General features: G+C 66.7%; 26 protein-coding genes. 3 read left to right on the top strand and 23 right to left on the bottom strand.

Annotated features, from left to right (window positions below; translation table 11 throughout):
- Nucleotides 1-81: 81 nt before the first annotated feature.
- From ACPYN9_RS14030 to ACPYN9_RS14000, 7 genes are all read right to left on the bottom strand, one after another.
- The gene (locus ACPYN9_RS14030; RefSeq protein ID WP_424467162.1) at nt 82-807 is read right to left on the bottom strand and encodes a tetratricopeptide repeat protein; all 726 of its coding nucleotides are present in this window, start codon (nt 805-807) and stop codon (nt 82-84) included.
- A complete protein-coding gene (locus tag ACPYN9_RS14025) occupies nt 804-1,790 on the bottom strand; it encodes a VWA domain-containing protein (RefSeq protein WP_424467161.1) in 987 nt (328 codons plus the stop codon). The genes ACPYN9_RS14030 and ACPYN9_RS14025 overlap by 4 nt, the downstream gene beginning before the upstream one ends.
- Entirely contained in the window at nt 1,787-2,782 is a 996-nt protein-coding gene (locus ACPYN9_RS14020; protein ID WP_424467160.1) for a vWA domain-containing protein, read from the bottom strand. Before ACPYN9_RS14020 ends, ACPYN9_RS14025 begins: the two co-directional genes overlap by 4 nt.
- Nucleotides 2,773-3,261 (bottom strand): hypothetical protein, encoded by a 489-nt coding sequence (locus tag ACPYN9_RS14015; RefSeq protein ID WP_424467159.1) that lies wholly within the window; start codon nt 3,259-3,261, stop codon nt 2,773-2,775. Before ACPYN9_RS14015 ends, ACPYN9_RS14020 begins: the two co-directional genes overlap by 10 nt.
- Nucleotides 3,248-4,144, bottom strand: coding sequence for a DUF58 domain-containing protein (locus ACPYN9_RS14010; RefSeq protein WP_424467158.1), 897 nt, complete (start codon nt 4,142-4,144; stop codon nt 3,248-3,250). The genes ACPYN9_RS14015 and ACPYN9_RS14010 overlap by 14 nt, the downstream gene beginning before the upstream one ends.
- A gap of 2 nt (nt 4,145-4,146) precedes the next feature.
- Nucleotides 4,147-5,085, bottom strand: coding sequence for an AAA family ATPase (locus ACPYN9_RS14005; RefSeq protein WP_424467210.1), 939 nt, complete (start codon nt 5,083-5,085; stop codon nt 4,147-4,149).
- Between the two features lie 199 nt (nt 5,086-5,284).
- Nucleotides 5,285-6,622, bottom strand: a complete 1,338-nt coding sequence (locus ACPYN9_RS14000) for a M50 family metallopeptidase (protein ID WP_424467157.1) — start codon at nt 6,620-6,622, stop codon at nt 5,285-5,287.
- Nucleotides 6,623-6,733: 111 nt separating this feature from the next.
- On the opposite strand from ACPYN9_RS14000, the gene ACPYN9_RS13995 reads away from it, so the two are divergent.
- Nucleotides 6,734-7,747 carry an asparaginase gene (locus ACPYN9_RS13995; protein ID WP_424467156.1) on the top strand — a complete coding sequence of 338 codons (1,014 nt, stop codon included), beginning with the start codon at nt 6,734-6,736 and terminating at the stop codon, nt 7,745-7,747.
- On the opposite strand, the gene ACPYN9_RS13990 is transcribed toward ACPYN9_RS13995, so the two are convergent.
- The 16 genes from ACPYN9_RS13990 to prmC all read right to left on the bottom strand — a co-directional run bounded on the left by ACPYN9_RS13990 (nt 7,713) and on the right by prmC (nt 23,952).
- A complete protein-coding gene (locus ACPYN9_RS13990; protein WP_424467155.1) occupies nt 7,713-10,661 on the bottom strand; it encodes an FtsK/SpoIIIE domain-containing protein in 2,949 nt (982 codons plus the stop codon). The two genes, ACPYN9_RS13995 and ACPYN9_RS13990, sit on opposite strands and share 35 nt — an antisense overlap.
- Entirely contained in the window at nt 10,651-11,739 is a 1,089-nt protein-coding gene (locus ACPYN9_RS13985; protein WP_424467154.1) for a DUF4192 family protein, read from the bottom strand. The genes ACPYN9_RS13990 and ACPYN9_RS13985 overlap by 11 nt, the downstream gene beginning before the upstream one ends.
- A 165-nt stretch (nt 11,740-11,904) precedes the next feature.
- Nucleotides 11,905-12,609, bottom strand: a complete 705-nt coding sequence (locus tag ACPYN9_RS13980; protein ID WP_424467153.1) for a DUF5684 domain-containing protein — start codon at nt 12,607-12,609, stop codon at nt 11,905-11,907.
- A 170-nt stretch (nt 12,610-12,779) separates the two neighbouring features.
- On the bottom strand, nt 12,780-13,595 hold the full coding sequence (locus tag ACPYN9_RS13975; RefSeq protein ID WP_424467152.1) for a YaaA family protein: 816 nt from the start codon (nt 13,593-13,595) through the stop codon (nt 12,780-12,782).
- Nucleotides 13,592-13,870 carry a F0F1 ATP synthase subunit epsilon gene (locus ACPYN9_RS13970; protein ID WP_424467151.1) on the bottom strand — a complete coding sequence of 93 codons (279 nt, stop codon included), beginning with the start codon at nt 13,868-13,870 and terminating at the stop codon, nt 13,592-13,594. The genes ACPYN9_RS13975 and ACPYN9_RS13970 overlap by 4 nt, the downstream gene beginning before the upstream one ends.
- 2 nt (nt 13,871-13,872) lie before the next feature.
- Nucleotides 13,873-15,339, bottom strand: coding sequence for a F0F1 ATP synthase subunit beta (gene atpD, locus ACPYN9_RS13965; RefSeq protein WP_424467150.1), 1,467 nt, complete (start codon nt 15,337-15,339; stop codon nt 13,873-13,875).
- Between the two features lie 30 nt (nt 15,340-15,369).
- Nucleotides 15,370-16,266, bottom strand: coding sequence for a F0F1 ATP synthase subunit gamma (locus ACPYN9_RS13960; protein WP_424467149.1), 897 nt, complete (start codon nt 16,264-16,266; stop codon nt 15,370-15,372).
- Between the two features lie 38 nt (nt 16,267-16,304).
- Nucleotides 16,305-17,930: a F0F1 ATP synthase subunit alpha gene (gene atpA, locus ACPYN9_RS13955; RefSeq protein ID WP_424467148.1), complete on the bottom strand. Its 1,626-nt coding sequence runs from the start codon at nt 17,928-17,930 to the stop codon at nt 16,305-16,307.
- Between the two features lie 52 nt (nt 17,931-17,982).
- A complete protein-coding gene (locus tag ACPYN9_RS13950; protein WP_424467147.1) occupies nt 17,983-18,774 on the bottom strand; it encodes a F0F1 ATP synthase subunit delta in 792 nt (263 codons plus the stop codon).
- On the bottom strand, nt 18,774-19,343 hold the full coding sequence (locus ACPYN9_RS13945; protein WP_424467146.1) for a F0F1 ATP synthase subunit B: 570 nt from the start codon (nt 19,341-19,343) through the stop codon (nt 18,774-18,776). The genes ACPYN9_RS13950 and ACPYN9_RS13945 overlap by 1 nt, the downstream gene beginning before the upstream one ends.
- Before the next feature lie 12 nt (nt 19,344-19,355).
- Nucleotides 19,356-19,586, bottom strand: coding sequence for an ATP synthase F0 subunit C (gene atpE / locus ACPYN9_RS13940; RefSeq protein WP_104241494.1), 231 nt, complete (start codon nt 19,584-19,586; stop codon nt 19,356-19,358).
- A gap of 58 nt (nt 19,587-19,644) precedes the next feature.
- Nucleotides 19,645-20,553, bottom strand: coding sequence for a F0F1 ATP synthase subunit A (gene atpB, locus ACPYN9_RS13935; protein WP_424467145.1), 909 nt, complete (start codon nt 20,551-20,553; stop codon nt 19,645-19,647).
- Nucleotides 20,554-20,643: 90 nt separating this feature from the next.
- The gene (locus ACPYN9_RS13930) at nt 20,644-21,087 is read right to left on the bottom strand and encodes a hypothetical protein (protein ID WP_424467144.1); all 444 of its coding nucleotides are present in this window, start codon (nt 21,085-21,087) and stop codon (nt 20,644-20,646) included.
- Nucleotides 21,084-22,295: an MraY family glycosyltransferase gene (locus tag ACPYN9_RS13925; protein WP_424467143.1), complete on the bottom strand. Its 1,212-nt coding sequence runs from the start codon at nt 22,293-22,295 to the stop codon at nt 21,084-21,086. Before ACPYN9_RS13925 ends, ACPYN9_RS13930 begins: the two co-directional genes overlap by 4 nt.
- 1 nt (nt 22,296) lies before the next feature.
- Complete coding sequence (locus ACPYN9_RS13920; RefSeq protein WP_424467142.1) at nt 22,297-23,037, bottom strand: L-threonylcarbamoyladenylate synthase; 741 nt, start codon at nt 23,035-23,037, stop codon at nt 22,297-22,299.
- A 6-nt stretch (nt 23,038-23,043) separates the two neighbouring features.
- Nucleotides 23,044-23,952: a peptide chain release factor N(5)-glutamine methyltransferase gene (gene prmC / locus ACPYN9_RS13915; protein ID WP_424467141.1), complete on the bottom strand. Its 909-nt coding sequence runs from the start codon at nt 23,950-23,952 to the stop codon at nt 23,044-23,046.
- A gap of 134 nt (nt 23,953-24,086) precedes the next feature.
- Here prmC and cysK point away from each other — a divergent pair, with 134 nt between their 5' ends.
- Entirely contained in the window at nt 24,087-25,022 is a 936-nt protein-coding gene (cysK, locus tag ACPYN9_RS13910; RefSeq protein WP_424467140.1) for a cysteine synthase A, read from the top strand.
- A 3-nt stretch (nt 25,023-25,025) separates the two neighbouring features.
- A complete protein-coding gene (cysE, locus tag ACPYN9_RS13905) occupies nt 25,026-25,628 on the top strand; it encodes a serine O-acetyltransferase (RefSeq protein ID WP_424467139.1) in 603 nt (200 codons plus the stop codon).
- The last annotated feature ends 164 nt before the right edge of the window (nt 25,629-25,792 follow it).

The raw sequence follows: 25,792 nt of genomic DNA, 5'->3' as shown, positions 1-25,792 counted from the left end.
CCCGCCAATGCTAGTCGTGCGCGGCGCGGCGCGTGATCGGGGCACGAGGCACGCTCCGCCCTCCTGACCACGCGCCGCCGGTCACCAAGGCTTATCGTGCGACGAATCGCCCTCAGTCTGGCCGCGGTCCTGGTCGAGCTCATCCTGCCGATCCTGCTGGTTCTGCTGCAGCTGCTCCTCCAGCTCGGTGATCTCGGGCGACTGCGTCGACTCCGGTGGCTCCTCCCCGTCATTCGGCTCCTGGGCCTCGGACTGCTGCTGCAGCTTCTGCTGGATCCGCTCCGCAGATTCCGTCGTCGGCGGCTCGAACTCCGTGGAGGCGCAGCTCGGGTCTCGAGCCTCCAGCACGGCGAGCGCCTCTTGCCAAAGCGTGACCGCGCCTGCCGCATCCTCAGCGGCGAGCCGCGCGTCACCCTGGCGTTCGATCGTGATCGCGAGGTTCGCCCGGATGGGGCACTGCTGCGGTGGCTCAGCCATCGGCAACGCACCCTCGAACTCGCTGCGAGCTTCCTCGAGCAGGCCGAGCTGGAGCATGGAGGTGCCCGTGTTGTACGGGGCCTTCCAGCTCTCGAGGATGTTCACGAACTTCTGCTGCTGAGCTGAGTTCATGCTCCCCTCGTAGTCTGCATCTGCGTAGAGCGCCACGGTCCGATCGGCGATGACCGACATGCTGATGAGCTTCGCCGCGAACGCCGCTGCGATGAGGGCGAACGGGATGCTAAAGAGGATGAACCGCCTCCTGCGCCTCGCGGCAGCCGCCGTATACGAAAGCGGCGTGTTCCTGCTCTTCGACTCACGACGACTCATGCCGCCCCTCCCCTCGCCCTGCTGAGCTCGATGAAGTGCTTCACCGATTCCCAGACGTCCCTGAGCAGGAGCACGAAGGCGGCGATGGCGAGGATCCAGTAGACCTCGAATGCCGTCTCGGCGCTGCCTTTGGTCTGTGTCACCCGCGAGCTATCCACCTCCGCGGCAACCACCTCGGTGCCCGGCTCCCTCACCTCGAGCGGTACGCCGAGCTCATCCGCGATGGTTTGCAGCGCGCCCCGGTCGATGACGGAGAGAGCCTGCTGGCCCTGCGCATCCACGATGTAGCCCGGCTCGCCGGCGTCGATCGTGCCAGCGGTCTCCCGCATCGGCCCGCCGGCGTCGGTGCCGTAGCCCAAGACGGCGCCGCCGGCGAGGTAGCCCGCGAGGTCGCCGAACGAGTCGGGCTCGGTGTCTGCCGTCTGCTCGCCGTCGCCCAGGTAGTACACGACCCGAGCACGCTCCGGTTCCGCCTCCGAGGCGGACTCCAGAATGTCCTTCACAAGCGGCTCCGCGATCGAAATGGAGCTCCCCCTCGAGTACTGCGTCACCTCTGGACGCAGCGTCTGGAGCAACGAGTCGAGCGCTGTCGTGTCCGAGGTGAACGGAAGCCGTTGCACGGCTGCGGCATCGAACGTGACGAGCCCGAAGCGAGCCCCCTCGTGCGCGGACGCCAGCGCCGAGATATCCGCCTTCACCCCGTCGAGGCGGGGCGCACCCTGCCAGTCCTCCGCGACCATGCTCGCCGTCGTGTCGACGACGAACAGCACATCGACCTCGCTCTGCAGATTCGGTGCGGGCGCGCTGCCGATGCCCGGACGGAACGCGGCGAGCAAGATGAGCGCGCACGCGGCGAGGCGAAGTGCCCAGTTGATGCGCCGACGACGGTCACTTGCCCTGACGAGCGCGAAGACGCAGAAGCCAAGCAGCAGGACGCTGACGAGCACGAGAACGAAGGCGGGCAGGATCGGGTTCCAGGTCATAATCGCAACCTCCATGCCAGCACGACGTAGATGGACGCGAAGACGAGCATCAGGATGAGCCAGACGTTCGGTCGATCGGTGATGAGCAACTGCGGTTGCCCGACCATGAGCGATGTCTGCTCACTCGTGATCTGGTCAACGATTCCGGAAACGCTCGCCGGGTCGGTCAGCTTGAAGTAACTGCCGTCGACTTGGAGGATCGTCGTCCGGAACTGGTCAGCGAACGCGTCCTCGAACTGGTTGGCATCGAGCGCATAGATCTTGATCCCCCGCTGCTCCGTGTAGTCGGCCGCCTCCGGGAAGGAGACGAGCGGGTCACCGTTCACGGCGTTGTCCGTCGCGAAGATGATCGATCGCGACCTACCGTCATCTGCGGCCGGGTCGTAGTCGCCGAAGCTCATGGCGCAGGAGGCCAGTCCGTCCCCGACAAGCGACGCACCCGCGGCGCTCTGGGTACCCTGCGCGAACGAGTACTCGATGTTCGAGCCACCCGACGCGGACTCCATCTCGTCCCGCACCTGCTGCAGCTGAGCCTCGACGAAGGCGTAGTCGTCTGTGAGCGGGAACAGCTGCACCGCGGTCGCGTCCCACAGCATGAGCGACATGCGCTCGCCATCGAACCCGGGCAGCATCTCCAGGTAGCGATCGAGCACCTCGACGTCGTAGTCGACCATCGAGCCGGAGATGTCGAGGCACAGGACGATGTCGCGGTTGAACTTCTCGGGCGACTCCACCCGCTGATAGACCCAACGACCGGCCGCGACGCTCGTGACGGCGAGCAGGATTGCGAGCACAACCCCGACCGCGGTCATGAGGCTCGAGTACCGCACGAGCGCGCGCCGGTACGCAGGAAGTCGCGTCAAGCGGCGGGAGTTGGCGACGGGGATGGCCCCCGATCGGCGTCGCCGGCGCGAGCGCCACCACGCGAGCAGCGCGACCACGGCCGCGGCTGCAAGCAGCGCGAGGCTGACCCACCATAGCGCTATCGCCATGTCGCGATCACCTCCCTGGCCGCCGCAACGCCGGCCTCGATTCCTCGCGGATCATGGGCACCGAAGACCATCGGGTAGTACTGCCCGACGGCATGGGAGACCCCACGAAGTTCCGTCCGCCGCAAGTCGGTGAGCGTCATCTTGTCAGCCGGAACCGTCGACACTGCGGCAACAAACCCGCGGACGAGCACGCTGAGTTCTGCATGCGCCCGCCGCGGAGTGAGCTCACCCGCAGACGCACGCCGTGCGACATCGTCGACGCGCTCCAGGTACTCCTGCTGCAGGGCGTGGACCGGGGGCCGAGCTGGCGGGAGGACAGGAGGCGCCTTCGGCGGGCGCGGCCGAGTCAGGAACACGACCAGGAAGTAGTAGGCGGCGATGGCCGCGAGGATCAAGAAGCCGAGCACCAGCCAGAACTGTGCGTAGTCGATGACGGGGATGATGGTGCCCTCGGGCGGCTGGACGTCAGCGGCGAACATTGGCCCTCGCCTTCAAGAGCGCGAGGAGGACCGGCGCGACCTGCGCCTCGCTCGCAACCTCCGCATACGAGACGGCGTTCGCCTCGAAGGTCTGCTCCATGTCGATCGTGCGCTTCTGCTCGGCGTACTCGAACTCGCGCTCGAGCAGGCGGTCGCCGCCGAAGAGGCTCGGCATCGCCCAGGTCCCCTCCACGTCGAAGGCGAGCTCACCGCGCCGACCACGCTGGTGCGGCTCCGCATCGGTGATCTGCAACCACACGATCTCGTGCTGCGCGGCGAGGCGGCGCACGAGCGCCGCACGCTCGTCGTCCCAGTCGAACTCATCGGCGATGACGACGAGGAGCGCACGTTGCCTGACCGTGCGACGAACGCGATCGAGAATGGCGTTCATGTCGCTGGTGGCCCCCTCAAGACCGACCGTGTCGTAGACGGCGTGGAGCATCCGCTCGAGTGCCGACGTCGTGCTGCGGAAGGGCAGCTGCCGAACGCCCTCCGAGTCACCGGTCACGAGGCCAACCTCGTCGCCGTGCCTAATCGCGAGGTAGCCGAGGATCCCGAGGGCGGTCACAAGCACCTCACGTTTGGGTTCGCCGCTCGCGGACAGCGCAGCCATGTTTCGCCCGCCGTCGACGGCGAACAGCACCCGGTGCCGCCGTTCGGCGACGTAGCGCTTCACGAGCGGCTCGCCCACCCTGGCGCTCGCCTTCCAGTCGATGTCCTTGATCTCATCGCCGGCGACGTACTCGCGAAGGTCGTCGAAGTCCATGCTTCGCCCGCGAAGGTGGGATGCGTATTGGCCGTCGAGCAGGTGCAGCACGCGCCTTCGCGCGTGCAGGAACATCTTCGACTTAACCTTCGAGAGGAGGGGTCGTTCGCTGGACATCGTCACGGAGTGCGAACTGCCCCGAGCACGGCATCGATGATCTGCTCGACTCGAACGCCTGTCGCGTCGGCCTCGAATCCGAGAATGATGCGGTGGCGCAGGATGCGGTGCGCGAGTCTGCGCACGTCCTCGGGGACGACGTGGTCTCGACCCTGCAGGAGCGCCACCGCCCGCGCGCCCTTCGCGAAGTTGATGGAGGCACGCGGTGAAGCACCGACCTCGACGAGTCTGGCGAGCTCCGGCGCGATGTACTCCCCCGGGTGGCGCGTGACGTAGACGAGACCCACGATGTACTCCGTGATCGCCTTGTCGACGTAGACGCGGGCCGTCAACTCCTGAAGGCGCGTCACGTCCGCCAGCCCAACGGCGGGCGGCTCCCCGTGCTCGAAGACGCCCTCGTCAATACGACGCAGAATCTCGGCCTCTTCCGCTGGGTTCGGGTATTCCAGAACGTCCTTGAGCATGAACCGGTCGAGCTGCGCCTCGGGCAGCACGTACGTGCCTTCTTGCTCGATCGGGTTCTGCGTGGCGATCACGAGGAATGGATCTGGCAGCGGGTACAGCGTGCCGCCGATCGTCGTCTGGCGTTCCTGCATCGCCTCGAGCATGGCCGACTGTGTCTTGGCGCTCGACCGGTTGATCTCGTCGAGCAGCACAAAGTTGGCGTGCACAGGGCCAAGCTGCGTCGAGAAGCGGTGCTCGGCGGCGTCGTAGATCTGCGTGCCGACGATGTCGGACGGAAGGAGGTCGGGGGTGCACTGGATGCGACTGAACGACCCGCGCACCGACTGCGCCAGAGTCTGGGCGGCAGTCGTCTTCGCCAGCCCGGGGACGGACTCGAGGAGCACGTGCCCGCCCGACATCAACCCGACAAGCAGCGTCTCGCGGAGCTGCGCCTGACCGACCACCTTGTGCGCGAAGGCCCGGGACACGGCACCGATCGACCTCCCAGCCTCCTGGAGCTCCTGGTGGCTGAGCTTGAGCTGCTGACCGCCGACAATCGTCACGGATGCCTCTTTCCGCGGCTGCTCTCGCCAGCCGTCTCTTCGTGTCGTCTCGTGCACTTCGGTGAATTCCAAGGGAAATCGTAGTGATGCAGTCCGTCACGCGCGTTCAGGCTCTTGCATCGACGCACCCGAGCTACTGGAACAGGCGGATGGGGTTGACGATGTCCACGTAGATGAACAGTGCGCTCATCGCCATGATGCACCCGGCGATGACGAGCGTCACCGGGAGCAGCTTCGCCGTGTCGAAGGGGCCAGGGTCAGGGCGCCCGAACAGCTTCGCGAGTTTGCGACGGATGCCGTCGATGAGGGCGGCGAGGATGTGCCCGCCGTCGAGTGGCGGGAGCGGCACCAGGTTGATCACCCCAAGGGCGATGTTCACGGACGCGACGAGCTGCACGATCGTTGCGACCCTGTCGACCACTGGAATGCTGGTCTCGGCGGCGACCTCGCCGGTAATCCTTCCGACCCCCACAACGCTCATGGGCCCGTTCGGGTCGCGCTCAGCGCCACCGAAGCCGGCGTTCCACATCTCGACGATGCGCTCCGGAATCGTGATGATGAAGTTCCCGACTGCCCGGATGTTGGCATCAGCCATCGTGAAGGCGTAGAGCGGCGATTGCCTGGTCCGCTCCTGCGTTGGCGTGATGCCGACGAACCCGACCTCCTCGGTCACGTACGAGCCATCCGCGGCCTCGACCCGCGCACCCGTGAGGCTGTCGAGCTGGTACACCGTGTTCACCCGAGGCGTCAGCTCGAGCTGCAGCTGCTCGCCCGCGCGGTCGACCCCGAGCGAGATCGCCTCGCCAGGGCTGACTCGGATGGCGTCTTGGAGGACGTCCCAGTTCTCCGCCGCTACCCCGTCGACGCTGGTGATCTTGTCTCCGGGAAGCAGCCCGGCTTCGAACGCAGGCGCGGGGGTCGCACAGGGCTCGCCGGCTGCGGGCGCGGCGGACCCCGCGGGTACGACGCACTCGTAGACGGTACCGACGGTAGTACTCGGCTGGTAGAGCCCGAAGCCTGAGCAGACAATCATGAAGCCGAGGATCGCGACCACGAAGTTCATCGCGGGACCACCGACCATGATCACGATCCGCTTCCAGACGGGGAGCGATGCGTAGGTGCGCGATTCCTCCCCCGGGGCGACTCCTTCAGCTGATGCGAGCCTCGCGTCGTCGATCATGCTCGACATGAAGCCGGTTCCTCCGGTGCGCGCGGCCTCGCCGGCCTGAGCTGGCGGGTACATGCCGATCATCGCGACGTACCCCCCGAGCGGGATCGCCTTGACGCCGTACTCCGTCTCTCCCCGCGTTCGCGAGAAGAGCGTCGGGCCGAAGCCGATCATGTACTGCGTGACGCGCACCCCGAAGCGTTTCGCAGGCACGAGGTGCCCGACCTCGTGGAGCGCGATGGAGGCGGCGAGCCCGATAACTGCGGCCAGCACGCCGATGATGAACAGCAAGACAGATTCCACGGAGGTCAAGCGTAGACCCGCAGCGCCGACCGCTTGCTGTCGAACTGCCTGGCCGCCCGGCCGAGCGGGTGCAGGCCCGCCGGGGGGATCAGCGCGTAGGCTTGCCCGATCATGAGTGAAGCATCAACGCTGTCGGCCGCAGACGCCGTCGAACTCGCCGTCGTGGTTCGCTCCGGGTTCATCGAGTCTCGGCACATCGGCGCGGCGGTGCTCACTAATCCGGACGCTTCGCCTCGCACTGAGCTCGGGGACGCGCACCAGCCGGTGTTCCCGCGATCCGCGCTGAAGCTGTTCCAGGCGCAGACCGCGCTGGCGCTCGGGGCAAACCTGACCGACGAGCAAACGGCGATCGCCTGCGGCAGCCACCCTGGCTCCCCGGCGCACGTCGCGCGTGTGCGTGAGCTCCTGCACGCCAGCGGACTCGACGACCGCGCGCTCGCGTGCCCCGCCGCCTGGCCGCGCGACCGGGCATCGCGAGATGCGCTCGTGCGAGCGGGTGAACCCTCCGCCTCCGTCTACATGGAATGCAGCGGCAAGCACGCGGCAATGCTGGCCGCCTGCGTTGCGCAGGGCTGGCCCACGGAGGGGTATCTGTCTGCTGATCATCCGGTGCAGCTGGCAGTCCGCGACACGATCGAGCGCATGACCCGGGAGCGGCCGAGCGCCGTCGGAGTCGATGGATGCGGCGCTCCAGTGTTCGCGGTGAGCTTGGTGGGCCTGGCGGCTGCGGCGAGTCGTCTCGCCACGGCGAGCTCTGCCTCGCCGTTCCCGCTCTTCAAGGCAGCCGCTTCGGTGTGGCGCTCGGTGTGCTCGAACGGTTGGCTCATCGATGGCCACGGGCGACCGAACGCGCTGGTTATCGCCGAGCTCGGCGTGCTGGCGAAATCCGGCGCTGAGGGTGTGCTCCTGCTGGCCGCTCCGGATGGGTCTGCGGTCGCGGTGAAGATGCTCGACGGGTCGAGCCGAGGCACGACGCTGGTCGGCCTGCAGCTGCTCGTCGCCGCAGGCGCCGTTGACGTCGCTCGAGTCCAGCACCTGCTCCCGAGGCTCGGGCTCGAGGTCATGGGCGGCGGAAGCCTGGTCGGCGAGGTCATGGTCGGTTCCGGGGTACCCACGAGTCTGTAACTGCGGTTCCCGAATCCTGCGTCTCGTCGCAGAACGCGCGCTCCGGCCAGCGCACTCTGCGCACGGTACCCGAGGGGTCGCGGATCACCGCGCTCCGGGCGGGGTCCAGAACCAGCGGCGGGAGCGGGTCCCCTTTGAGCAACGTGCCGTGTTCGACCGGCGTCACGCCCGACAGGAGGATCTCGTGGTCCGCGGCGAGGCGGGGAAGTAACCCGAAGTGCGAGTGCCAGCTCTCCACATCCGCAACGACGGCCCGGCGCCGTTCGTGCGGGTGCGCGCCACCGGCTCGTGGTTCCCCCGGTGCCGCGGTGCTCGGAGCCTCTCTCCGCCAGTCGTCGAGACTGACGCACTCGAAGCCGTGCGCTGCCAGGGTCTTGCGGAGGCGGGATCCCTGACGCGAGACCACGAGCAGGACCGACTGGACTCCAGGCCGCGCTCGCAGCTCCGGAACCGCACCGAGCCGCGAGCGTTGTTCTCCCCCGTGCACTGCCCTGAGCCCTTGCGAGGCGCTCGCTACCTGACACGGCAGTCCCCGCCAGATCGCGCGCCCTGGCGGTGCCCCTTCGCGGTGATCTGCGGGGGCTCCCCCAGCCAGCACGTAGGAACTCCGATCCCCACCCATCAGGCGCAGCGTCTGCGGTGCGGCGGCGACGAGCTGAGCGGTCGCAGCGGTGACTCGGTCGACCGAGAACGCAATCGCTGGCGATCCGTCGGACGAGTCCCTGGTGAGGCGCAGCAGCCGTGCAGTCAGCTCCGTCCGGTAGGGCTCATCGATGCGCACGAGGAGCCGGTCCACGTCGTCGATCACCACGAGTCCGTGTGTCTCGAGAGCGGTGTCTGCGGTGAGCTGATCCCAAGCGGTCTCGGGGTCGTCGTCGATGACCAGCACGCTGTGGGCCCAGGCCCTGCGCGCAGCCTGCACGATCGCCGCCAGGCTCGAGGTCTTTCCAGTCCGCGGTCCACCGATCACCACCACGGCTCCTTGGCTGATCTCAAAGATGGACGGGGCCTGGGTTCGAGCGGAGACGTCGTCGGTCAGCCCAAACGCCGCCCCGAGGCTCGGATCGAGCGCGGCAAGAGGAAGCTGCGTCGGCAGCGCGGGGAGCCATGGGCGCCTGGGCGGTGCGTGGCCCGCATGCTGCTCCCGCTCGATCGCCGCGTGGATGCGTCGTGTGATGTCGTCGGGGGTGCACCGTTCCACTTGGACCGTGGTTCGCCGTCCGCCCGCGGCGAAGATGGCAAGCCCCGGTGCCGAGGTTGGGAGATGGGCGGCTTCTGCACTTCCGACCAGCGCGACGCTGTCCGCCTCCGAGACGACACGGAGGCACACCCGAACGCTACAGTTCGAGAGCGTCGCGCCACGAACCGCGGCAGCTGGTTGTTGCGCACACAGGATGAGGTGCATGCCCAGGCTTCTCCCCCGTGCGGAGACATCGGCGAAGACAGCCTGCAGCTCGGGGCCAGCATCGACGAGCGCCTGGTACTCGTCGACGATGATCACGAGCCGTGCGAGCCCCGTGACCTGTCCGATGTGCGAGGCACCCGCCTCCCGCAGGGTCTGCTCCCGGTCGCGGAGCTCCGACTGCAGGCTCGCGGCTGCGCGCCGCGCTTCGTCTGGGTCGAGGTCGGTGACGATTCCCACGCAGTGCGGCAGCGCGGCCAGGGCGTCGAACGTGGCTCCGCCTTTGAAGTCAAAACAGTGCAGCTGGATCTCGTGTGCGAATCGTTCCTCCGTCATCGCGAGTGCCCACGCGATGAGCAGCTCGCTCTTGCCAGCCCCAGTAGTCCCTCCGATGACGGCGTGTGGTCCGACTTTCGCGAGGTCGATGCTGAACGTCGCAGCGCGCGAGCTGCCGATCTCTGCAGAGAGCGACACCTCTCGCCCTGGCGGTGCAGAACGAGAGAGGTCGGACCGAGGATCCCCAGGCGACGGTCTCGAGAGGTGGTGACCAGCATCCGCGTTCGACGAGCTGTCGGTCCACCGGTCAGCGTCGAGCCGCGTCCGCAGCTCCTCAGCGGTCACGAGCATCGGTCGCACACCGAGCCAGGAGCCGCCAGACAGCAGGACAGCCCTCGACGTGCTCTCCATGCGGAGCTGGATCGGGGCGTCCGTGGAAGCGAATGTAGGCGCCGCCGATTCTTGGCTGACTGAGCTCCCGAAGTCCAGCACCAGGGTGTCGCCCTGGGCCGCCACGGAGCCACTCAGATCCACCAAACTGCACGCGACGCCGAGATCCCCGAGCTCGCGCGCGAACGCCTGTCCGACGCCCGTGATCCCGATGCTAATCGGATGCCCGTGTTGACGCCCTTGCAGCAGCAGAGCGCGGCCAGCCGACAACAGGAGACTCCGGTTTCCGGTAAGACTGAACCGAGATCCGGCGACCAGCACCGGCGCATGCTCGTGGATGAGCAGTCGGTCCAGCGCCGCGCGAGCGTCCGCAGGAAGGGCATGCATGTCGCCCTGTACCGATGCCCTGACCTTGACGGGTCCGTGACCGACGCAGAAGGTTCCAGGAGCCGGTGCCGGCTCGTCCGAGCGAGCCAGCCGAGACCCCGGCGCCGCACCCCAGAGCGCCTGCAAGTCGTCCCTGGCGAATCGTCGTGCGCGGTCCAGGCATGCACTGAGCTCGCGGTCGAACCGCTCCTGTGCGCGAGTGTGCTCGCGTCTCGCCTGCCGCCTCGCTTCGACGTAGCTGGCCACCGCCATGACCGGCCCCAGCAGCGCGAACGCGAGCAGAGAGGCCGACCCGAGCACCAGCCAGAGCAGCACGGCGACGACCACCGGGGCGAGCGCGAGGATGGCGGGAAACGAGACCGTGCGAGTTTCCCCGACCGGCGCGGGAAGGTGCAGCGTTGCATCGACGGTGGACGGGATGGTTCGCTGTGAAGGCGCGTGAGACTGCTCAGCCCTCACGGCCGACCGGTGCCGAGGACCCGACGTCGTCTTGCCAGTGTTCGACGACCGACAACCAGGGAGGGACAACACATCGGGCGACGAGCCAGGCGACGCTCGCCGCGAGCGGATCGTCTGGTGCACTGGCGAGCGTCTGCGTGGCGAACGATGCAGCCGCGCTCGATCGACCTGAGGCCCATTCCAGCCAGCTGAGGCAGGAGAGAACGAGCGGTTCATCGTCGTCCTCGACCAGCGCCGATAGGCCGCGGAAGACGTCGACAGCCCGGCGAACCCGCACGCGCGAGAACGGAGGCAGCTGCTCGTGTTCGTCGTCATCCGACATCAGCACGGCCCAGACCGGCGCGAGCGAGAGCAGCGATGGACTCGCTCCGAACGCGATGGTCACGAGAAGAAGCTCCGTCGTGTAGTGACCCCGGAGCATGCAGAGGAGGCGCGCCAGGTGAGCGTCATCTGGCGCGGGGGCGAACGCCGCTGGCGCGAACGAAGCCAGCAGCCGCTGGCGCAGGGCTTCCAGGTCGTCCTCTCCGTCGTGCACCTGCCAGTGCAGTTCGTCCGCCCTCGAGAACGTCGCTCTTCGTGCCGGAGCTGCTTTCGGGAGGGCGGGGCTGTCGGCCGGGCGCGGAGCCGCTGCGAGCCAGTGTTCCTGCGTGCCGAGGTCGCGGGGACCGATGTCGCAGCAGTCTGGGTCATCGCACCCGTAGACACCCCAGGCATCCGCAGCTCGACAGATGCAGAGAACGACCTCGATACCCGCCCGGTCGGCCGCGCTCGCCAGCTCCTCCGCGAGCACGGAGTACGGGGGTATCGGGCCTTGACCGAACGGGACGTCGGGGCTGAAGACGAAGACTACGCGCTCGACGCGGTCAAGACGAGCAAGGTGACCTATAACGCCGCTGGCGTAGGAGACGGTCGAAGCGCCGCCTTGACCCTCTTCGGCTGGCAGGTCGAAACGCAGCACCACACCACCACGCTTTCCGTTGAGCGGAATGGCCACCAGGGAGCCTACCGGTGTGTAGCCGAGGAGGCGTGGCACGGCATCGAGGATTTGCTGTGGTGTGGTGAGGCGAATCTCTTGCATGCACCGAAGCTAGGCCGGGGAACAAGAGGGTTGTCTGCGGGTGCTGAGTGCTGTGGACAACGCCGGTCGAGACGTCCTGTGACAACGAAGTGAACGCGCCAGCGCGGCCCGCGGCGTATGCCGCGGGCCGCGCTCTCGAGCTTCACTCAGATCTGCGTACTTGGCTCAATGCTGAGGGGGCGTCTGCCGTCCGTATGGCTGCTGGTCTTCGGGCGACTGGCCAAGCGGCGGCTGCTGCGCGGGAGCCAGACCGTACGGCGACTGCTGCGCGGGAGCCTGACCGTACGGCGACTGCTGCGCGGGAGCCTGACCGTAGGGCTGCTGACCGTAGGGCTGCTGACCGTAGGGCTGCTGTTGCGCAGGTGCCTGCCCGTAGGGCTGGACGGGAGCCTGCCCGTACGGCTGCGCTCCGGGCCCCTGCGGGTAGCCGACGGCCGCGTGTGGCTGCCCACCGTACTGCTGACCACCGAGGTTCATGAGGGCGGGGTTCCAGCGCGAGCTGTCGAAGCCGAGCACCGCGAGCCACACGATCGGTAGGAAGATGTAGAGCAGCACCCACACGCCGCTCTTCCCGAAGCCGAGGCCGAGGCGGTAGGCGGCGATGGCCAGCAACACGACAAGTGCGATGTTCAGGCCCGGGATGAACCCGACGAGCACCCACCAGCCGGGGAAGCCGGCGGCTTCCACGAACGTCCACGAGTTGTAGACCGGCACCCATGCCTTCCAGCCCTCGATGCCCATCTTCGTGAAGACCTTCGACATGAACCAGGCGGTGAGGGCGTAAATGCCGAGCACGAGGATCAGCCAGAGGAGGAGCCCGAGGACGCCGAATCCGGCCGCAGCCTGATCACCGTACGAGTTGAATTCCATGGAGAGTTCACTTTCTGATATTCAGTCGATGTCTGCGGCCAGAGCGGGGACTGCACTGGAGCCAAATTTCTCAGACATGCAACAAAGTAGTGGCGCTGTACCGGCTTTGTCGATGGGGACACGTCCCCTGCGCGCTCAGTTGGCGTCGAGACCCCGGCGGCCTCGGCGGTTCACAGCGCCTCCGGCACGATGAGACGTGCGGCGGTGGCGCTCGTCGGCTCCAGCTCCCAGCCCGCGTCGCGACAGAAGGCCGCGAGCTGTTCGACGTCACCGATCTGGTCGGCGCGGTGCGGCGACGAGGCGGCGTGCGAGATGATGCCGCGAGTGAAGAGCCCCTTGCCACGCTTGTTGAAATGGTTCAGCGAACGGACGGTTCCGTCAGGCGTGCGAGACACCACGTCGAGCGTGACGTGGCTGCGCGCGGCGGCGACAGGCCCGAGGGCTGCGTACGCCTTCGAGCGGAGATCCACGACGAGGCCACGATGTGCGGCAAGGGCTTCCGTCGTGGCCGGAGCCCACCGCTGGTGAGGGGCGACGCCGCCGACCCTCGAGCTTGCGGAGAGGCGGTACGCGGGGATGCCCTCTCCCCCGCCGACGAGGCCGAAGAGCGCGGAGTGCACCGCGACGTGATGCGCGGCCCAGCTCAACTGAGGTGCCGTGAGCGTCGGCGCGTCGAGGGCGTCATAGAGCACGCCCGTGTAGCGCAGCAGCGCAGGCATGCGGGGCGCCGTGCGGAGGGATCTGTTCCTGTCGAGCTCGATCTCCGCCTGCTTCTCGGAGATCTTGAGGATCTTGCGTGCCGCTCCTCGATCGCCAGCCAGCTGATGGAGATCGCTGGCGACGAGTTCACGGGTTGCCCCGAACGTCTCGGCCCAGCTGAGGCCGCCGTCTTTCGGAGTGTCGACAAGTTCGCCCGTGAACGCAGCGTTGCCGCCGTCCCGTTTGGTTTCGGACGGCGGCAACAGCAGCAGGAGACTTTCGGTCACTCCCCGGAGACGAGTTCGGCCTCGCCAGCGACGACGGTGACGACGTCGCTGTTCACCGAGAGGAAGCCGCCCTCGGCGTTGGCGACGATCTTCGATCCATCGGCGGCCGTGATGCGAACCTGGCCGGAGCCCAGGGCCGCGAGCACAGGCTCGTGGCCGGAGAGGATTCCGATCTCGCCCTCGGAAGTGCGAGCGACGACCATGGTCGCGCTGCCTTCCCAGACCAGCTTGGTTGCTTCAACGACCTTGACGGTCAGTTCGCCTTTGCCTGCCATGACTATGCGTTGTCCTTCTGCATCTGCGCCCACTTCTCTTCGACGTCGTTGATTCCACCGACGTTGAAGAAGGCCTGCTCGGCGACGTGGTCGAAGTCACCCTTGGCGATCGCGTCGAACGACTCGATGGTCTCCTTGAGCGGAACCGTCGAACCCTCGACACCGGTGAACTTCTTCGCCATGTAGGTGTTCTGCGAGAGGAACTGCTGGATGCGACGTGCGCGGGAGACGGTGATCTTGTCTTCCTCGGAGAGCTCGTCAACACCGAGAATGGCGATGATCTCCTGCAGTTCCTTGTTCTTCTGGAGGATCTGCTTGACCTCGGTAGCAACCCGGTAGTGGTCGGCACCCAGGTAGCGGGGGTCGAGGATGCGGCTCGTCGAGGTGAGCGGGTCGATGGCCGGGTAGAGGCCCTTCGACGCGATCTCACGCGACAGCTCCGTCGTTGCGTCGAGGTGCGCGAACGTCGTTGCAGGGGCCGGGTCGGTGTAGTCGTCAGCAGGCACGTAGATGGCCTGCAGCGACGTGATCGAGTGGCCGCGCGTCGACGTGATGCGCTCCTGGAGCACACCCATCTCGTCGGCGAGGTTCGGCTGGTATCCAACGGCGGACGGCATACGGCCGAGCAGCGTGGAGACCTCGGAACCCGCCTGCGTGAAGCGGAAGATGTTGTCGATGAAGAGGAGCACGTCCTGCTTCTGCACGTCGCGGAAGTACTCGGCCATGGTGAGGGCCGAGAGGGCGACGCGGAGTCGCGTTCCCGGCGGCTCGTCCATCTGGCCGAATACGAGCGCCGTCTTGTCGAAGACGCCTGCTTCTTCCATTTCGTAGATGAGGTCGTTGCCCTCACGCGTGCGCTCGCCGACGCCGGCGAACACCGAAACGCCACCGTGGTCCTGAGCGACTCGCTGGATCATCTCCTGGATGAGGACGGTCTTGCCGACACCGGCACCACCGAAGAGGCCGATCTTTCCACCCTGCACGTACGGGGTGAGGAGGTCGATGCTCTTGATACCGGTCTCGAAGAGCTCGGTCTTCGACTCGAGCTGGTCGAAGGCCGGGGGCTCGCGGTGAATGGGCCAGCGCTCGATGATCTCGTAGGGCTCCGAGATCATCGTCTCGTTGAGCACGTCACCGGTGACGCTGAAAACCTTGCCCTTGGTGACGTCGCCGACGGGCACCGAGATCGGGGCGCCGGTGTCACGGACTTCCTGGCCGCGGACGAGTCCGTCGGTCGGCTTGAGCGCGATGGCGCGAACGAGGTCGTCACCGAGGTGCTGCGCGACCTCGAGCGTGAGCTTGAGCGACTGGTCGCCGAGGCTGACCTCGGTCTCGAGCGCGTGGTAGATGCCGGGGATGGCGTCATGCGGGAACTCGATGTCGACAACGGGACCCGTGACACGGGCGATCCGGCCGACACCGGCCGGAGCCTTGGTGTCTTCCCTGTCGGAGACGATGTGCGTCGTCATGTCTTGTCCTTTTCTTGCGTGTTCGCGCGGTTATGCGGTTGCGAGCGCGTCCGCGCCGCCCACGATCTCGGAAATCTGCTGCGTGATCTCGGCCTGGCGCGCGTTATTCGCGAGCCTGGTGTAGTCGCGCACCAGGGTGTCTGCGTTGTCGGAAGCCGCGCTCATGGCGCGCTGGCGGGCAGCGTGCTCGGATGCGGCGGAGTGCAGCATGGCGTTGAAGAGGCGAGCCTGGATGTAGTCGGGGAGCAGCGCGTGCAGCACCGTCTCCGCATCCGGTTCGAACTCGTACAGCGGGAGCAGCGGGGCCTCTTCAGCGACCTCATCGCTCTCGACGACCTCGAGCGGGAGGAGCCGGACGACGGTAGGCGTCTGCGTGACCATCGACTGGAACCGGTTGTAGACGTAGTGGATCTCTTCCACGCCGCCTTCCTCGAACGGAACAGTGAACCGCTCGACCAGTGCCTCGCCGAGTTCCTTCGCAGTCTGGAAGACCGGGAGGTCGGTGGAGCCGGTCCACTGCTGCTCGCTCGCACGCTTGCGGAAGGCGAAGTAGCCGACCGCCTTGCGTCCGATGAGGTAGTAGACGACTTCCTTGCCCTCTGCCTCGAGGGTGTTCGTGAGGCCCTCGGCCTCACGAAGCACGCTCGAGGAGAAGGCGCCGTTGAGGCCTCGGTCGCTCGTGAAGATGACCACCGCGACGCGGCGGACCTCTTCACGCTCGGTGACGAGGATGTGATCGATGTCCGTGTAGCTCGCGACTGCCGAGACTGCCTCGGTGATCGCCTGCGCGTACGGGTTCGACTCGGCCATGCGTTTCCGCGCCTTGGTGATGCGCGAAGTGGCGATCAGCTCCATGGCGCGGGTGACCTTCTTCATCGTCTGGGCAGACTTGATCTTCTGCCGGTAGACCCGAAGTTGTGCTCCCATGCTTCTCCTGTGCTCGTCGTCGAAGTCGTCGAGGGCGCCTAGCGGCGCTTCTTGACGATCTTCTCCTGCTCGATCTCGTCAGCGGCGACCTGTTCGGCGCTTTCGACGAGCGGAGTTCCGTCGTTCTTGAGGTACGTCTTCGTGAAGGCGTCGACGCCGTCGGCCATGGCCTTCAGCGTGTCGTCTTCCAGCTTTCCGCTGTCGCGGAGGCGGCCGAGGACGTCGGTGTTGCGCTCGAGGTACTCGAGGAGCTCGCGCTCGTAGCGGAGCACCTCGTCAACGGGCACGAGGTCGAGCTTGCCGTTGGTGCCAGCCCAGATCGCGACGACCTGCTGCTCGACCGGGTACGGCGAGTACTGCGGCTGCTTGAGGAGCTCGGTCAGGCGAGCGCCTCGCTCGAGCTGCTTGCGCGTCGTGGCGTCGAGGTCGGATGCGAACATCGCGAACGCCTGCTGCGAGCGGTACTGGGCGAGCTCGAGCTTGAGTGTTCCCGAGACCTTCTTGATGTGCTTCTGCTGGGCGTCGCCACCGACTCGCGAGACGGAGATACCGACGTCGACCGCTGGGCGCTGGTTGGCGTTGAAGAGGTCGGACTGCAGGAAGATCTGGCCGTCGGTGATCGAGATCACGTTGGTCGGGATGTATGCCGAGACGTCGTTGGCCTTGGTCTCGATGATCGGAAGACCGGTCATCGAGCCGGCGCCCATTGCGTCGGACAGCTTCGCGCAACGCTCGAGCAGGCGCGAGTGCAGGTAGAACACGTCACCCGGGTACGCCTCGCGTCCCGGCGGGCGGCGCAGGAGGAGCGAGACCGCGCGGTAGGCCTCAGCCTGCTTCGACAGGTCGTCGAAGACGATGAGGACGTGCTTGCCCTCGTACATCCAGTGCTGGCCGATGGCCGAGCCCGTGTACGGGGCGAGGTACTTGAAGCCAGCGGGGTCGGAGGCGGGAGACGCGACGATCGTCGTGTACTCCATGGCGCCTGCGTCTTCCAGCGCGCCCTTGACGGAGGCGATGGTCGAGCCCTTCTGGCCGACGGCGACGTAGATGCAGCGAACCTGCTTGTTGACGTCGCCGGAGTCCCAGTTGGCCTTCTGGTTGATGATCGCGTCGATGGCGATCGCCGTCTTGCCGGTCTGGCGGTCGCCGATGATGAGCTGACGCTGGCCGCGGCCGACGGGGATCATCGCGTCGATCGCCTTGATGCCGGTCTCCAGCGGCTCGTGGACCGACTTGCGGTCCATGACGCCAGGTGCCTGCAGCTCGAGCGCGCGACGGCCGGACGTGGCGATCTCGCCGAGCCCGTCGATCGCGTTGCCGAGCGGGTCCACGACACGGCCGAGGTAGCCGTCGCCAACGGGGACAGAGAGGACCTCGCCGGTGCGGCGGACTTCCATGCCCTCGACGATGCCGTTGAACTCGCCGAGCACGATGACACCGATGCTGCTCTCGTCGAGGTTCTGCGCGAGGCCGAGCGTGCCATCCGCGAAGGTGATGAGCTCGTTGGCCATGACGCCAGGCAGACCCTCGACGTGAGCGATGCCGTCCGAGGCGTCAACCACGGTGCCGACCTCGGTCGCCGTGGCGCCTTCCGGACGGTATGAGGAAGCGAACTGCTGAAGCGCGTCGCGGATCTCATCCGGATTGATTGTGAGTTCTGACATGTTCTTCCCTTGTCGTCCGGGGCCTCGCCCCGAGAGTTTCAGTGCGTGAGGCTCAGGCGAGCTGTAGGCGGAGGTTGTTGAGTCGAGCGGCGACACTGTCGTCGATAACGTCATCGCCAAGCTGCACGCGCAGGCCGCCGATGATCTTCGGGTCGATAACCGTCGTGACCGAGACGCGTCGGTTGAAGCGACGCGTCAGTCCGGCCTCGAGCTTCGCGAGCTGTTCTGGAGCGAGCGGGCTCGCCACGGTCACAGTTGCGACCGAGCGGCCAGCCTGGTCTGCCACCACTTCGCCGGCCCAGGTGAGCAGGCGACGCGTGCGGCGACCGAGCGGGTTGCCCACGAGCTCCCGGAGGATCAGCAGGCTTGGCGCGCTGATCTTGCCCGCAAAGAGACGCTCGATGAGCTGCGACTTGACGGCCGAGTCTCCGAGACGCGACCCGAGCGTGAGCTCGAGCTCCGGGTTGGCGCTGATCGTGTCAGCGACCGTCGTGAGCTCAGCGGCGATTGCCGACTGCTCTCCCGCGGCCTGGGCCGTCGCGCGGACTGCGAGTTCCTGCAGTCCGAGTGCGAACTCATGGTTGCTCGACCAGGTCTGGCTGACAGCTTCCTGGAGGAGCTGCAGCGCACGCGGGCTGAGGTGAGAGCCGAAGACTCTCGCCGCGAGCTCGCGCCTGGCGCTGACGTCGGCGGCGGGGTTGGACAGAGCGACGAGGAGGTGCTGGTTTGCGCCCGCCGCGTTGACCGCTGCGAACACCTGCTCAGCCTCCGAAAGCTCTGCCTGGCCCCAGCCGTCAACGCTGTTCTTGAGGGCTGCCAGTGCGTGTCTGGTCGCGCTTCCCATCAGCTGTGCGTTCCTGCCTTCTGGTCGTTGTCGAGCTCGCTCAGGAACCGGTCGACGTAGGCCGTCGAACGGCTGTCCTCGCGCAGGCTCTCACCGACGACGCCTGAGGCGAGGTCGAGTGCAAGCGTGCCCACCTCGGCGCGGAGCGAGACGATCGCCGTCTGGCGCTCCGCCTCGATCTGTGCCTTCGCGGAAGCGGTCATGCGGTCGAGCTCAGCCTGCGTCTCGGCCTTCTTCTGGACCTTGATCTGATCTGCATCGACGCGAGCCTGCTCGCGGATCTCCGCAGCTTCGGTTCGCGCGGCGGCGAGAAGCTTCTCGTTCTCGTCGCGCTTGGCAGCTGCCTCGGCCTGAGCGATCTCCGCCTTGCGGATGCCGCCCTCGATCTGCGCTTCGCGCTCGTCGAGGATCTTGCGGAGGGCCGGGATGGCGAACTTCCAGAAGAAGAATCCGAGCACAACGAAGACGACCGCCGACCAGACGATGTCATACGTAGCGGGCAGGAGGACGTTGCCGCCTTCCTCCGCTGCGAGAGTCGACGTAACCGCCGACAGTGCGAAAGTGCTCATGTGCGGACCCGCTTACTGGAAGATGAAGAACGTTGCCACGCCGATGAAGGCGAGCAGCTCGGTGAAGGCGATACCGAGGAACATGGTGACCTGGAGGCGGCCGGCCATCTCGGGCTGACGTGCCATGGCCTCGACGGTCTTGCCGGCGACGATACCGATGCCGATGCCGGGGCCGATTGCAGAGAGGCCGTAGCCGACGGTAGCGATGTTGCCGGAGATCTCGGCGAGCGTGGTGGTTTCCACAGGGGTTTCCTTCCGTATGGGTGGTGAAGCAGGTTGCTTCGCGTGAGTCAGGTGGGTCTTAGTGGCTCTTGGCGGCGGCCTGCTGGATGAAGACCGCGGTCAGGAGCGTGAACACGAAGGCCTGGAGGACCGACGCGAGGATCTCGACGAGCGTCATCACGAAGCCGCCAAGGAGTGTGGGGACGCCGAACAGCATGTCGAGCGGACCGCCGGGGCCCTGCATCGAGTACTGGATGACGAAGAAGTTCGTCGCGCTGAACGTGAGCACGAGCAGCAGGTGGCCGACCATCATGTTGAGGAAGAGTCGCAGCGCGAGCGAGACGGGGCGCACGATGAAGATGTTGATGAACTCAATCGGCGTGAGCAGGATGTACATCGGCCACGGCACACCGCTCGGGAAGAGCGCATTCTTGAAGAACGTGCCGGGCCCGGCCTCGCGGAAGCCCGCGTAGATGAAGGCGATGTAGGAGACGATCGCCAGCACGAGCGGCATGCCGATCAGCGAGGTTCCTGCGATGTTGAGCCCAGGGATGATGCCCGTGATGTTCATCGCGAAGATGCCGAAGAACATTGCGGAGAGCAGCGGCAGGTACTTGTGCCCAAGTCGCTCGCCGAGGATGCCGTCGGCGATCTGCGACTTGACGAAGCCGATGGCGATCTCTGCGAGCGACTGACCCTTGCCCGGGATGACCTTGGGGCTGCGCAGCGCGAGCCAGAAGAGGAGCAGCAGGACTGCGATCGCGAAGAGCCGAACCAGGATGATGCGGTTGAGCTCGAACGGCGTGCCGGCGAACGCCACTGCCTCGAGGAAGAACTCGTGGTCAAGCGACGGCGGGTGGAAGATGCTGTTGTCCTCCGCGGCAGCGATGAAAACTGGCAGATTCAGGGCTGAGGCGAACAGAGCACTCTCCTGTCTCGGGGCGCAGCTGTCTTTGCTGCGCTTCGATGAGTTCGGGCGGGTGAGCACACAAGAAGGACCCCTTCTCGGCGCACCTGGATCAGCCTATCAAGAAATCCCCAGGCAGGAGTGCACTTCGGGCCTCCGAAGCGAACTTTTCTACTCTTTGTCGTCGTTCGGCAGTCGCACGTCGCTGACGTGGCCCATCCGGCCGCGCACGACGCAGACGACATCTACGACGACCGTCGCGATCACGGCGACCACGAGGCAGAGCCAGAGCGTGAAGAGGTGGACGATCGGGAGGTCCCTGATCAGGAAGAGCGCGCCGAGGAAGACGATGAACTTGAGGATCCAGGCGCCGAGGATCGTGGCCATGAAGAAGATCTGATCGAGGTGCGAGGCCAGGATGACGGAGACCACCGTGATCCCCGTGAAGAGGAGCGTGATCGCCGCAGCGAAGAGCGCACTCCAGAGGCCGTTGATCCCGACCGTCAGATAGCCCACGGCACCACCGACGACGGCCACGGCGATCGCGACGACGACGGACCACTTGAGGATGCTCTTAAAGATGGGCACGGAGGTGGGAGTCGTGGAGGAGTTCATGCGTCCATTTCAGATTCGGGTGCTGCCTTCAGCAGCGATGCGTTGGCGTCGGCGAGCTCGTCGTGCGGGTTCTCCCCCGGCGCCTTCTGCGCCAGGCGTTCACGAGACTTGCGTCTGCTGAGCGGCGCCATCGTGACCAGGGTGCACACGATGAAGCCAACCACGACGAAGCCGATGACGAGGCCGATGGGGATGTTGATGAGGTCGGCCGCGAACGCCATGAGCGCGCCCACCGAGACCACAGCGGTCCAGGAGTAGAAGACGACGACGGCCCAGCGTTGGGAGTGCCCCATGTCCAGCAGTCGGTGGTGCAGGTGCTTTCGGTCTGCCGTGAACGGTGACTTGCCTGCCTTCATCCTTCGGAGGACGGCGAGCGAAAAGTCCAAGAGCGGCACGATGAGCACTGCGAACGGAATGATCATCGGGAGGAAGGCTGGCCAGAGCTCGGTGCGGCTGATGGTCTGCGGATCGACCTCGCCGGTGACGGCCACCGCGCTGGCGGCCATGAGGAGGCCGACGAGGAGGGCACCTCCGTCGCCCATGAACATCTTGGACGGGTACCAGTTCAGGCAGAGGAAGCCGAGGCAGATCCCGATGACGATGGCGGAGAGCAGCGCCCCCATCGTGAACCGCCCGGTCTGTCCGGCGAACTCGCTCAAGACGTAGCTGTAGACGAGGAAAACGCCGTTCGCGATGATGGCGACACCGGCGACGAGTCCGTCGAGTCCGTCGATGAAGTTCACCGCGTTCATGACCAGCACGACGGCGAGCACGGTCAGCGCGATCGACATCCACTGCGAACCGACCGTGATGCCGCCGATCGGGAGGGAGGTGATCGCCACTCCCTGCCAGGCGAGGAGGATGGCCGCGAGGATCTGACCTGCGAGCTTGGTCATCCAATCGAGGTCGATGAAGTCGTCGATCACTCCGATGAGGACGATCAGGGACGCGGCGCCGACAATGGCCCAGACCCGGCCTGGCTGTTCGAAGACCAACGAGAAGAATGGGATCTGGGAGGCCGCGGCGAGGGCGAGCAGCATGCCGAGGAACATGGCGACGCCGCCCAGTCGTGGCTTCGGCGTGGTGTGGACATCGCGGTCGCGCACCGGTGGGTACCACTCGTATCGCATCGCCAGCCGCCAGACCACGAAGACCAGCAGGAGCGTCACAAACGCCGTGCCGACAACGAGGGCGAGGTAGATCCGCACGCTAGGACTCGTGCTCCGCTGCTGGTGTGGGTTCGCTCGTTGTCGAGTCGGCGGGTTCCGGCTGTGCTGGCTCCTGGGTCGGCGCGTCGACGGGAGCGAGCTTGTCGCCGAGCACAGCTTCGATCTGCTCCCGCGCGAGCGCACCCTGGCGCACGATGATCGCAGGCTCTCCGCGGTTCAGCGGAGTCGCATCCACGATCGTCGACGCTTCTCCCCCGGCCGGTCCGCCATCGAGGAACACGCCGACCGAGTCCCCGAGGGCCTCAAGAGCTTCCTGCGCGGTCGTGGCTGCGGGCTCTCCGTGCTTATTGGCGCTCGAGACTGCGAGGGGTCCGGTCTCCTGGAGCAGCTCGCGGGCGAGTCGGCTGTCGGGGATGCGGAGTGCGACGGTTCCGTTCGTGTCGCCGAGGTCCCAGTGCAGCGAGCCGCGCGCCTGCAGGATGACCGTCAGCGGTCCTGGGGCAAAGCGCTCGAAGAGCTGCCGGGCCAGCGGATGCACGTTCTCGGCGAGGGCGTCGAGCGTCTCGTGGTTCGCGACGAGGACCGGGGGTGGCGTCGCGCGCGTGCGGCCCTTGGCGTCGAGCAACCGCTGGACGGCCGGTGCCGAGAAGGCGTCGGCCGCGATGCCGTAGACCGTGTCGGTCGGCATGACGATGACCTCGCCGCTCGCGATCGCCGTGCGTGCTGCACGGATCGCCGCGAGGAGGTCGAGTGAGTCTGTGGTCGCGTAGATCTGTCCCATTCTTCGTCACATGATAGTCGGCTGGGTCGTCGCGCCGCCGCCAGGCACGGGGAGCATCGCTGAGGTGATGCGGTCCCGGCCGGTCAGGTCCTGGTCCGTCGCAGCCTTGATGAAGCCCGCTGCGGCGAAGACTCGACGGATCTCGCCCCCCTGCGTGTCCTCGTGCTCGATGACCACCGCCCCACCCGGCCGAAGTGACCCGGCCGACCATGTGGCGAGCTGCCGAATGAGATCGAGGCCGTCTGCCCCCGAGTACAACGCCAGCTCGGGGTCATGCCGCCACACTTCCCTGCTCTCTGGACGCTTCGCCGCGGGGACATACGGCGGGTTCGAGACGACGAGGTCGAGCGAGTCCGGCGCCGTGGCACGGAACACTCGCTCGGCATGGCCGAAGAAGGGAGCGACCGCCCCGTCTCCGTAGCGATCGATGTTCGCGCGCAGCCACGGCCATGCCGCGCTAGACGCCTCGACGGCAGTGATGTCGATACCGCCGTGCTCTCGAGCCACACCGAGCGCGACCGCCCCGCTGCCGGAGCCTACGTCGATGCCCTTCAGCCGCCGGTCGGGTGTCGCCACCGCCAGCAGCGCGACCGCGGCGGTCACGAGCGACTCCGTCTCGGGCCGCGGAACAAAAACTCCGGGTCCGACCGCGAGCTCCATGTCGAAGAAGGGCGCGACCCCGAGCACATGCTGCAGGGGCACGCGCCTGGCCCGCAGCTTGGCGGCATCCGCCGCGTCACCCGCCTCCTGTGGCGACATGGAACGCCCCAGGAGCGATCGCAGCTGCACCTCCCCGCGCGAGATGCCGAGCACACCGGCCAGCAGCAGATCCGCTTCCACGTCGGCGGCGGCGATACCCGCGACCTTCAGCTGTTCGCGAACCAGCTTTCTCTGCGCTTCAACGTGCAAGATCATGGATAGAGTCTCCCGCACATTGACTCGCGGCGTCATGCACGGCATGCCTGCCCGAGATCATTGGGACGATTGACGCGGGCGAACGCTGCCAGCGGCACCCACGAAGTTCACACAGCATCCCAGAAGGGCACGAAGTGACTGGAAAGATCTACAACAACATCACTGAGGTCGTCGGCCGCACCCCGCTCGTCAAGCTCGGTCGCATCAACGAGACCGGCGCGAACATCTTCGCCAAGCTCGAGTATTTCGGCCCTGGCTCCTCGGTCAAGGACCGCCTCGGGCTTGGCATCATCCGCGCAGCTGAGCAGAGTGGCGAGCTGCAGCCCGGTGGCACGATCGTCGAAGGCACCTCGGGCAACACCGGCATCGCGCTGGCGATGCTCGGCGCCTCGCGTGGGTACCGGGTCATCCTCGCGATGCCGGAGACCATGTCTATCGAGCGTCGCCAGCTGCTCAAGGCGTTCGGCGCGGAGCTCGTCCTGACGCCTGGCCCCGAGGGGATGCGCGGCGCCGTCGCCCGCGCCAAGGAGATCGTCGCAGAGACGCCCGGGGCGATCCTCGCGAGGCAGTTCGAGAACGAGGCGAACGTGCAGATCCACCGCGAGACCACGGCTGAGGAGATCTGGGCAGACACGAACGGCGAGATCGACATCTTCGTCGCGGGCATCGGCACCGGCGGCACCATCTCCGGAGTCGGCCAGGTGCTCAAGGAGCGCAAGCCCGAGGTGAAGATCGTCGCAGTGGAGCCCAAGGACTCCCCCCTCCTCACGGAGGGCAAGGCTGGCCCGCACAAGATCCAGGGTCTCGGCGCCAACTTCGTTCCCGACGTCCTCGACCGCGATGTCATCGACGAGGTGCTCGACGCGACACTCGACGACAGCATCCGCGTCTCTCGTGCGTTGACGTCCACCGAGGGCGTCTTCAGCGGCATCTCGAGCGGAGCGAACCTCTGGGCCGCGCTCGAGGTCGCGAAGCGTCCCGAGAACGCTGGCAAGAACATTGTCGTCATCATCTGCGACACCGGCGAGCGCTACCTCTCGACGGTGCTCTTCGACGACCTGCGCGACTAGCGAGTGGCGACAGCAACACCACGTCGAACGCCGGCACCTGATGGTGTCGGCGTTTGGCGTCGCGTCAGAGAAGATATCGCGGCGACGAGAAAGAACGACCCCGCCGCCCGCTCGAAGGCCGAGATCGTCATCAACTACTCGGGGCTGCACGCCCTGTGGCTACACCGAATCGCCCACCACCTGTGGATGCGTCCCGGCACGAAGCTGCTGGCGCGCACGCTCTCTCAGTTCAACCGATTCGCGACCGGCGTCGAGATTCACCCGGGCGCGCAGATCGGGCGCAGGGTGGTCATCGACCACGGCATGGGCATCGTCATCGGCGAGACGGCGATCGTTGGCGACGACGTGCTCATCTATCACGGTGTCACGCTTGGTGGCACGTCGGGCCACCGCGTCAAGCGACACCCGACGGTGGGGAGCCGCGTGCTCATCGGCGCGGGCGCGAAGCTCCTCGGGAACATCACCGTCGGCGACGACTCTCGGGTAGGCGCGAACGCCGTCGTGACGCGGGATGCACCCGCGAACTCGGTCCTCACGGGCGTGCCGGCGCGCATCCGCCAGCGCACCGCCGCCGAGCAGGACCTCATCGGCTACTACGAGATCTAAAAGATCTCAAAGCCGCGGAACCGCAGAAGGGGGGGGGGGGGGGGGGGGGGGGCGGGGGGGGGGGGGCGGGCGCGGGGGGGGGGGGGGGGCGGGCCCCAGGCCCTGGGGCGCCCCCACACCGCAACAACCAGCAACACGCTCAATAAAGAAGCAGAGCAGCACTA

The organism is Pseudoclavibacter helvolus (assembly GCF_049707175.1).
Taxonomy (GTDB): domain Bacteria; phylum Actinomycetota; class Actinomycetes; order Actinomycetales; family Microbacteriaceae; genus Pseudoclavibacter; species Pseudoclavibacter helvolus_A.
Note: the sequence above shows the minus strand (reverse complement) of the source record. Positions and strands in the feature narration are given on the sequence as shown.